The 8617-nt window shown below is 45.0% G+C and carries 10 protein-coding genes; 8 read left to right on the top strand and 2 right to left on the bottom strand.

The window, feature by feature from the left end:
* The first annotated feature begins 146 nt into the window (after nucleotides 1-146).
* The 5 genes from RLO19_RS02775 (at nucleotide 147) to RLO19_RS02795 (ending at nucleotide 4121) form a co-directional block, all read left to right on the top strand.
* A complete protein-coding gene (locus RLO19_RS02775; RefSeq protein WP_446353629.1) occupies nucleotides 147-1025 on the top strand; it encodes a DUF4382 domain-containing protein in 879 nt (292 codons plus the stop codon).
* 187 nt (nucleotides 1026-1212) lie between these two features.
* Entirely contained in the window at nucleotides 1213-1659 is a 447-nt protein-coding gene (locus RLO19_RS02780) for a carboxypeptidase regulatory-like domain-containing protein (protein ID WP_446353631.1), read from the top strand.
* 202 nt (nucleotides 1660-1861) lie between these two features.
* A complete protein-coding gene (gene cbiM, locus RLO19_RS02785) occupies nucleotides 1862-2500 on the top strand; it encodes a cobalt transporter CbiM (RefSeq protein WP_446353633.1) in 639 nt (212 codons plus the stop codon).
* On the top strand, nucleotides 2500-3282 hold the full coding sequence (gene cbiQ, locus RLO19_RS02790) for a cobalt ECF transporter T component CbiQ (RefSeq protein ID WP_446353635.1): 783 nt from the start codon (nucleotides 2500-2502) through the stop codon (nucleotides 3280-3282). Before cbiM ends, cbiQ begins: the two co-directional genes overlap by 1 nt.
* A gap of 68 nt (nucleotides 3283-3350) precedes the next feature.
* The gene (locus tag RLO19_RS02795) at nucleotides 3351-4121 is read left to right on the top strand and encodes an energy-coupling factor ABC transporter ATP-binding protein (RefSeq protein WP_446353637.1); all 771 of its coding nucleotides are present in this window, start codon (nucleotides 3351-3353) and stop codon (nucleotides 4119-4121) included.
* A gap of 214 nt (nucleotides 4122-4335) precedes the next feature.
* Here the strand turns inward: RLO19_RS02795 and RLO19_RS02800 are convergent, their stop codons facing one another.
* Nucleotides 4336-5259 carry a choice-of-anchor A family protein gene (locus RLO19_RS02800; RefSeq protein WP_446353638.1) on the bottom strand — a complete coding sequence of 308 codons (924 nt, stop codon included), beginning with the start codon at nucleotides 5257-5259 and terminating at the stop codon, nucleotides 4336-4338.
* 551 nt (nucleotides 5260-5810) lie between these two features.
* On the bottom strand, nucleotides 5811-6746 hold the full coding sequence (locus RLO19_RS02805) for a glycosyltransferase family 2 protein (protein ID WP_446353640.1): 936 nt from the start codon (nucleotides 6744-6746) through the stop codon (nucleotides 5811-5813).
* Nucleotides 6747-7146: 400 nt separating this feature from the next.
* Between RLO19_RS02805 and rpmF the strand changes: the two genes are divergently transcribed.
* From rpmF to RLO19_RS02820, 3 genes are all read left to right on the top strand, one after another.
* Nucleotides 7147-7320, top strand: a complete 174-nt coding sequence (rpmF, locus tag RLO19_RS02810; RefSeq protein WP_446353641.1) for a 50S ribosomal protein L32 — start codon at nucleotides 7147-7149, stop codon at nucleotides 7318-7320.
* 110 nt (nucleotides 7321-7430) lie between these two features.
* Nucleotides 7431-8024, top strand: coding sequence for a sulfite oxidase-like oxidoreductase (locus tag RLO19_RS02815; protein ID WP_446353643.1), 594 nt, complete (start codon nucleotides 7431-7433; stop codon nucleotides 8022-8024).
* A gap of 272 nt (nucleotides 8025-8296) precedes the next feature.
* The gene (locus RLO19_RS02820) at nucleotides 8297-8506 is read left to right on the top strand and encodes a caspase family protein (RefSeq protein ID WP_446353645.1); all 210 of its coding nucleotides are present in this window, start codon (nucleotides 8297-8299) and stop codon (nucleotides 8504-8506) included.
* Nucleotides 8507-8617 lie beyond the last annotated feature (111 nt).

The following is an 8617-nucleotide window of genomic DNA, read 5'->3' on the forward strand; positions in this document are numbered from 1 at the left end:
AGAACAATAACTCATGTTCCCTGTTAAGCAGTTCCCTGTTTCATGTTCCCCGTTTGCCAAAAGATGCCCTCCAGGGGTATTGCAAATTATTAGGAAAACTTGTTGGATTTAATTGGGTATAGTATGAGAACCGCTAAAGCCAATCAATGAAGAAACCACTATTCATTTTCGCGAGTCTGATGGTCTTGACAACGGGAACCCTAATGGGCTGTTCCCAGAGTGAAACCACCAGCGAGACTCAGACACAAACAGAAACTCAGAGTGCAACTCAGGCAAGTCAAGGGAGTGGAACCCTAGAAATCCGGGCGAATGGAGAAGATTTTGTTCGCCATTCTTTTATATCAAAAGATGGATGGCAAATTACCTTTGACCATGTTTACGTCAACTTAGCAGATATCACCGCTTACCAAAGTGATCCGCCGTTCAATGCTGAGGCGGGTAGTAAAGTGCAAGCGAAAGAAAAAGTGGTTCTGAACAAAACCCACACCGTTGATTTAGCCGCCGGTGGGGAAGATGCTGAACCCATTCTCGTGGAAGAAGTTGCCGATGCCCCTGCCGGACAATATAATGCTTTATCCTGGAAAATGGTCAAAGCCGAGGAGGGACCGGCTGAAGGTCAAACCCTGATGATGATGGGAACAGCCGAGAAAGAGGGGCAAACCATTGACTTTACCATTGCCCTGAATCAACCCTTAGAATTTGTCTGTGGGGAATTTGTCGGCGACGAACGCAAGGGAATTCTGGCTCAAGGTGATACCGCCGACTTGGAAGCCACGTTCCACTTTGACCACCTCTTTGGAGACGCCGACGCCCCCGCTGATGATGAGATTAATACTGGTGCGTTGGGGTTTGAACCGTTAGCGACTCTAGCCAAGGATGGCACACTAGAGTTAGACCAAGAGCAGCTCAAGTCAGGACTCTCCCCAGAAGAATACCAGAAACTTCAGGAAATTCTTCCCAGTTTAGGTCACGTCGGTGAGGGTCACTGTGAAGAAATCCAAACCGTTGCCAACAAATCGAGTTAAATTGGTCATTGGTTATTGGTCAACCTCGATGTAGGGGCGGGTTTAGGGATTAATGTTGATGGTTTCTCTTAACTGGGATATAAAACCCGCCTTCCCTTTAATCAGACTGGGTTTTAACCGTTTCTAAGACATTAAGAAAATGTGAGCGATGAAGAGGAAATTGTTAGTCCCCCTTATCCTAATGTTAATGATGAGCTGGTCAGATAAAGCTACGGCTCATGGTGCCAAAATTAACTATGAAACCACGCAGGCGATTAAAATTGATGCGGCTTTTGATAACGGCAAACCCATGTCTAATGCCCAAGTTACGGTTTACTCTCCCCAAGATCCTTCTACTCCTTGGTTGCAAGGAACCACCGACGAAAATGGTAGCTTTGTCTTTGTTCCTGAACGCTCACAACCGGGAGAATGGGCGGTTCAAGTTCGCCAAGCGGGTCACGGTGATTTGATTACTATTTCTATGGGTGAGAATCAATCAGCAACAGAGAACACCGTCGATAGTCAAGTGATGAGTATTCAATCCAAGAGTGGATCTTTCACACCCGCTCAAATTGTGGTTATGGCGGTTGCGGTGATCTGGGGTTTTGTCGGTACAGCACTCTATTTTTCCAAAGGGACAAAACATGCTAAGTAGGTGGTCACAATTACGTTAGAATTGTTCATTGTTCATTGTCAAAAAAAATTAAGATCAGGGCGGGTTTTGAACAAATGTTATCATCAATCTTGAAACGTAAGTCCCTAAATCCGCCCAGACAAACCCGGTTTCATCGAGAGTCGTGAGGGGTAACGCGCCCTGCCCTATGCGCGAAGTGAAGGGTCAAAACTACACAAAAATTATGCATATTCCTGACGGTATCCTACCTGCTTCTGTATGTATTACAGGTTACGCAGCGACAGGAGGTTTCACTTGGTACTCCCTACGTCAAATTAACCGAGATCCTAATCCCCAAGAGAATATTCCCAAAGCATCTCTACTCACAGCCGCCTTTTTTGTCGCCTCTTGGATTCACATCCCCATCCCACCAGCGAGTGTCCATTTGATTCTGAATGGGTTGTTAGGTACAATGTTGGGATATTATGCGTTTCCAGCGATTCTTATCGGTTTATTCTTTCAAGCGATTATGTTTCAGCATGGTGGTTTATCCACTTTAGGGGTAAACGCCACGATGTTTGGCGTACCGGCACTTTTGGCGTATCATCTATTTCAATTGCGCCTACTATTCGATAAAGATAATCGAGTGGTAACGGGTTTGTTTGCCTTTATCGGGGGGGCGGGAGGTTTAGGTATAGCTACGCTGATATTTTTTGGTTTAGTGATTACTAATATTCCCGCGACTATAGATGTGTCAGCCGAACGAACAGCAATTTCCGGATTAGTTTTGGCTCATATCCCACTGATGGCAATTGAGGGCGCGTTTACGACAGCCGTGGCTCTGTTTTTGAAACAAGTCAAACCTGAATTGTTGGAGAGTTGATGAAACACGGACTGGATTTTTATGCCAATTTAGACTCTTCGATTCATCGTTGGGAACCCCGTTGTAAACTGATTGGCTTATTTAGCTTAATTTTTGCGTTTTCATTCGTTGAACAGTTGAGTTTGCTTCCAGGGCTGTTGATGGTGACGCTGGTGTATTATCGCCTCTCCAGATTACCTCTGTCGTTTTTGCGATCGCGGCTGCGCTACCCTGGTTTTTTTTTGCTGGCGATTACTCTGCTTTTACCGTTTACCGTGGGTAGTACGGTTATCGTTGAGATAGGTATTTTGAGTCTATATAAAGAGGGAATCGTGGCGCTAGCGCTGATTGCGACTCGATTTTTATGTATTCTCACCGTGAGTTTAATTCTGTTTGGTACAGCCCCGTTTTTGAGTACCGTCAAAGCTATGCGATCGCTGGGACTTCCGGCGGTACTGGCGGATATGACGCTGTTGACGTACCGCTATATCGAACAGTTTGGTGAAGATTTAATCAAAATGAAACGGGCGATGCAATTGCGCGGGTTTCGGGCGACTCGTTTGTCTCGCCGTAATCTGAATGTGCTGGCGTCTCTGGTGGGTAGCTTATTGGTTCGCAGTTACAACCAATCCCAGCAGGTTTATCAAGCGATGATATTACGCGGGTACGGTTATACCCTGAAACATCGTAAACCGCCTATTAGCATAAATCGGGTTTCTCGTGGGGATTTAATTGCGGTGGGGATCACCTTGGCGATCGCCCTTGGGTTCGTCGTTGCTGAAATTCTGCTACAAAGGCGGTAATAACCGGAAACCTTTTCTCCAATCCTTACCAATGACGAATGACATAAACAAATGACAAATGACGAATTATGAGACCACAACAACAACTTGTATCTAACCCAGACAGTGCTAGAGAACCGGCGATCGCGATTTCTGGTTTGAGTTTCTCCTATCCAGATAGACCTGAGGTTTTAGAAGACGTAAATTTTAATATATATCCTGAAGAACGAGTCGGTTTAATTGGACCCAATGGTGCGGGGAAAACAACGTTATTCCTCTCAATCTGCGGTATTTTAACACCAAACTCTGGAGACATTGACTTATTTGGACAACCCGTTGTTGTGGGTGAGTTTCGCCCGGAGATCGGCTTGGTGTTTCAGAATCCTAACGATCAGTTATTATTACCATCAGTATGGGAAGATGTCGCCTTTGGTCCACAGAATATGGGGATGTCAGGGGATGAGGTTAACCATCGGGTTCAACATGCGCTGTCTCTGGCTGGTGTGGAAACCCTAGCAGAACGAGTACCGCACAATCTTTCTGGAGGTGAGAAATGTATGGTTGCGATCGCGGGCGTGTTAGCCATGCGTCCCCAATTGGTTTTGTACGATGAACCCAGCGCTAACCTAGACATGCGCTATCGTCGTCGCGTGATCAATTTTCTCCAAACCGCCCAGCAAACGATTCTGATTTCTTCCCATGACTTAGAACTAATTATCGAAGTGTGCGATCGCGTGCTTTTACTCAATGAAGGACGAATTATTGCTGATGGAACTCCTCAGCACATTATGGCAGATGAATCCTTAATGAACGCTCATGGTTTAGAGGTGCCGCACTCCTTGCGTTCTCATCATCAGTAGCTAAAAACCATAGTGTCAGACATCTGAATCCGCGTAAGCGCCCGTTATGGATGAAAGAAATCATGGTGATACAAAAATCCCCGACTTAAAGTCAGGGACGATAGTGTGAGGAGTGCATGAAAAAATGGACTTAGACAGGGTTGGAGTGGCTGAGGTGGGATAAGGCTATCGTTTTGGTTATCGCAGCCAATTGCCCAACTCACCTTTAACAGGCTTAGACTTTATGCTTATCTTTACGGCGAGAAGCAATACCCACAGCCGCAACTAATCCTAACCCAGCTAATGTCGCGGGTTCAGGAACGGCTTCACTGGCTTGAGGCGCCCTTATTAGTTCAGGTAAATTGCCATTGAAGAGATAGTTATTGGATTGTCCCCCTCCCGTTAACGAAGCGGCAATTAAGTTACCGTTAATTTGAGCATTGTTAAAGTTGAAAGTAGCGGTAGGCGCCAAAATACTGCCTTCAATTCCTATGCCACTGGCTGATAGGTTCGTGGCTTCATAGAAGTTGTAGATGACTTTCTGTCGCTGATCAATACCACCATTGATATTGAACCTAAAGTTTTGTAAGGATGCCTCAAGTCCACTAATATTTACAATGGCAGTTGAACCTGAAGCTACATTAAGATTGAAGCTGCTAGCCTCGCTTAAATCCGACGCACTTAGATGAAAGATATTCTGGTCTTCATTTGAACCATTTAACGTAATTCCACCCCACGATGTTACTTCTGTCGTACCAGTAGCCTCTAACCCTGCCCAGAATTGAGATAATCCTCGTAATTCCTGACTGGCTGCAGCAAAGTCAATGGGATTATCTTGGCGCAGCGTCCCCCCATTTTGCAGGGTTACATTGGTCAGTTCTGCTGTTTCCCCATAAACCGTATTACCTCGAACTTGACCGTTGCTGAAGATTAAATTATCACCAACAATTAAGACATCGCCATTGTTTCCCTCTTTCGGAAGTTCCATTCCCGCATAAAAATTTGTGAATGTGGCATTTCCAGCAATGGCGACCTTCCCCTCAGAATCAGTATTACTCTGATTCACATCACCGAGCACAAATAAGTTATATTCAAAAATATTTGCGAGACTAATTGCACTAGCCTGGGTAGATAGCGCTAGTACTATCGTTGCTGCCATTGATAAGGGAGCTACCAATTTACTTAAACGCGAAAAAGTTTTAGTGTTCATGTCAACAATTAAAGGGTGTACTGGGCGCTGCGTTTCAGGTATAGCTTTTCAGCAATTCTGTTGGGTTAGATGCTGAACCTTACCTTTTCTCAGTTGTTTTAATCTTATTCAAAAACCTGACGAGATGTCATTATAAATCAACGGAGAACATCAAGTCTTCATGGTTTTGATTCCCTTTGTGAACCCCCAATGAATTTTTATGCGACGACAAGCTGTAAGTCCCTGGATATTTAAACCTTAATGCCAACAACTGCAAAATCCTTGCCCATCCTACATAAAATAAACTATTCTACGCATCGAGATAAAATCTCTAAACGGAGAATAGTTTGTTGATATATTACTGAGTAGCTATAAAGTGGGGGAGGTCTCAATACTGCTCGGATAAGCCTGCTTCCCCTGCTTCCAGACGCGCCATGGCGCGTCTCTACATTGCTTCCCCTGCTTCCTTTGATGGACAACCTTCCTTAACCGAGCAGTATTGGGGCAGGTCTATCTTTGTCTCAGGGTTTAATCATGGACGCTAATGTCCGTTGAGTCTGAGGTAGATGATAATTATGGGATACCTCAGAAGTCTTAACATCTGGTATGACAGTCATTGGATGAGCTGGCGACATGTGAGACGGTGGCATTTGCTTCATTTCTTGGACTTTAAGCAAAATTAAATATTCATAGAAGGCTTGCAAGGTACACCAAGCCATTCCCGCTTTGCCATCCAGACAACCACCGAGGAAGAAATACATATAAATCCACCGTAACAGGGGTCTAAACGGTAAGCGTAGGGATAAATCTTTGAGCGCTCGACGCCGTTCGACTTCCGAGCGACCAAAGAATAAGTTCCACCAATTGACGTTTCCCTGTTGTAACTGACGGAGTGTCTCAGTTGCTTCATCGGTGGAGTAGCGATTGTGCTTTTCTATCCAACGACTCAAGCCTTTACTACAGGTATAGTGAGGATAGGTTTCTTGCAGAAAACTCGTTGCTCCAGTACAAACTTCCCGTTCCGTATGACCGTAATCGGTGAACCAAACTTTTCCTTTTTTGAAAAAACGCATTTGGTAACGGGGATATTGGGTACTGTGGCGAATCCATTTCCCCATAAACATTACTCGTTCTGCCACATAATAGCCAACCGCATTTGGGCGTTTTATCGCCGCTAAACACTCTTGAAACAGTTGAGGGGTCATCCGCTCATCTGCTTCTAAGATATAAACCCATTCATACTTCGTGGGAATAGCTTCTAGCATCCAGGTTCGTTGCTTGCCATGGCTCTCAAACTGATGTTGCACGATACGAACCGGATAGCGGGAGGCAATTTCTACGGTGTGGTCTGTACTGTAGGAATCTACCACGATGACATCATCCGATAACTGTGCCGATTCAATACAAGCGGCAATATCTAGTTCTTCGTTGTGGGTGAGAATGTAGATGGAAAACATAAGTTAAAAAGTGAGTGAACGATTAAACGAGTGGCAGATTCCTTTACATAGACTAGTACTGCTATCTGGGAAGTCAAACGTTATACTGTAGAGGCGGGTGCAAGTCGCTCAGGAAAGCTTGAAACCGATAACATATCCATAAAAACCGCCTTTAGTTACAAGTCAAAACTAGGCTTTGAGCCTAGTCGAAGGGTCAAAAGAATTTTTTACACTAATTATATTTTGAGGGGTTTTCCATCCCTGTGTCTAGAGCTTTCCCCAATCTTTGTACAATCTTTACATTGGCTTACTCAGTCTAACATTGCAGTAAAGTAGCTTCCGACAGGAAGAGGCTTTGCTTCAAATACTCACGCTTTGGCATACAATAGAAAGGTTGTGCAAAATTCGTGAACTGACGACCATGGCTGTACCAAAGAAGAAAACATCAAAGTCAAAACGAGACAAACGCAGGGCTAACTGGAGGCGCAAGGCATCCTTGGAAGCCCAGAAAGCCCTATCTCTTGGGAAGGCAATTCTGAGTGGACGTTCGACGTTTGTCTATCCGAGTGAAGAAGAAGAGGAAGAAGAAGCCTAGTGCAGGGTGGGACAAGGCAAGTGAACACCTCTGTTGATGGAGTACAGATGGGGAGTAGAGCGGTAGCATGATACCTATCTACTCTCTAGGTCGCAGCGTTAGGTTAAACTATGATCGGGAAATTTTTCCAAAAACCGGAACCGGAACAGAGCGATCGCGTGCCTCCGGGTCAGTTCTTGACCAAGGGGTTCCCGGTTCTAACCTATGGTAATACTCCCCAAGTCAACATTGATGACTGGGAATTTCGGGTTTGGGGTTTGGCTACACCCAAGACTTGGCGTTGGTCAGATTTTATGGCAATGCCTCAACATGATTTTACTAAGGATTTTCATTGTGTGACCCGTTGGTCAAAACTGGATGTGCAATGGACGGGGATCAAGGTAACCGACTTTATGCGTCAGGTGGAACTTGACCCGAAAGCTACCCATATCTTGCAACATTGCTATGGCGGCTACACCACAAACCTGACATTGGACGAGTTTGTGCGTGAGGATAACTTTTTTGCCCATACCCTGTTCGGTGAACCTTTACCTCCAGAACATGGGGGTCCGGTGCGTTTAGTAGTTCCCCACCTGTATGCTTGGAAAAGCGCGAAGTGGATTAATGGTTTAGAGTTTTTTGACCACGAGGAATCGGGGTTCTGGGAACGTAATGGTTATCACCGCCGAGGTGAACCTTGGGCAGAGGAGCGCTATAGTTCCTGAGCAATAAGCTGATGTGCCTCTAAGATAGCAGGGGTGCAAGATGACTCAAATAATCCCGATTTGAGCTATTGACAAGGGCGGTGTTTTTCTGGGATACTTACTTCATAATGGGAAAATGTGCCCGCCTGTAGGGTCTGATTTCATCCCTATTCAAAAGAACTTCTAATTCTCTAAGTAACTCCCCTAATTATCCTGAGTAGAAGCACAATCTCTGAATCAGTTAAAGTTAGCCCGGAAAACGGGATGCTGCTGACAGGGATTGACGACTTCTTATGAATCGACAGGCTTTGATCGTTGGGATTAATACTTACGATACTCAGCACCTGAAAAACTTGACATCACCGGCGAAGGATGCGGATGCGATCGCGCAACTCCTGATTGATCGCGGTAATGTCCAAGTCAGGCGACTTCCAGCTTTCAACACTCCTGTCGATTCAACTACCCCAATTCGAGTTAAGCTGCTACGCAGCTTAATTGTATAATATAAAGACAAGGTAAAGAGCGCGGTCGCCAGGATATGCCAGCTAAAAATCATCTGTCTCAAGAGCAGAAAGAAAGACTGATTAAACTCCTAAAGGAAGCTAATGAGTATT

It is taken from the genome of Coleofasciculus sp. G2-EDA-02 (genome assembly GCF_040226375.1).
Classification (GTDB): domain Bacteria; phylum Cyanobacteriota; class Cyanobacteriia; order Cyanobacteriales; family Coleofasciculaceae; genus Coleofasciculus.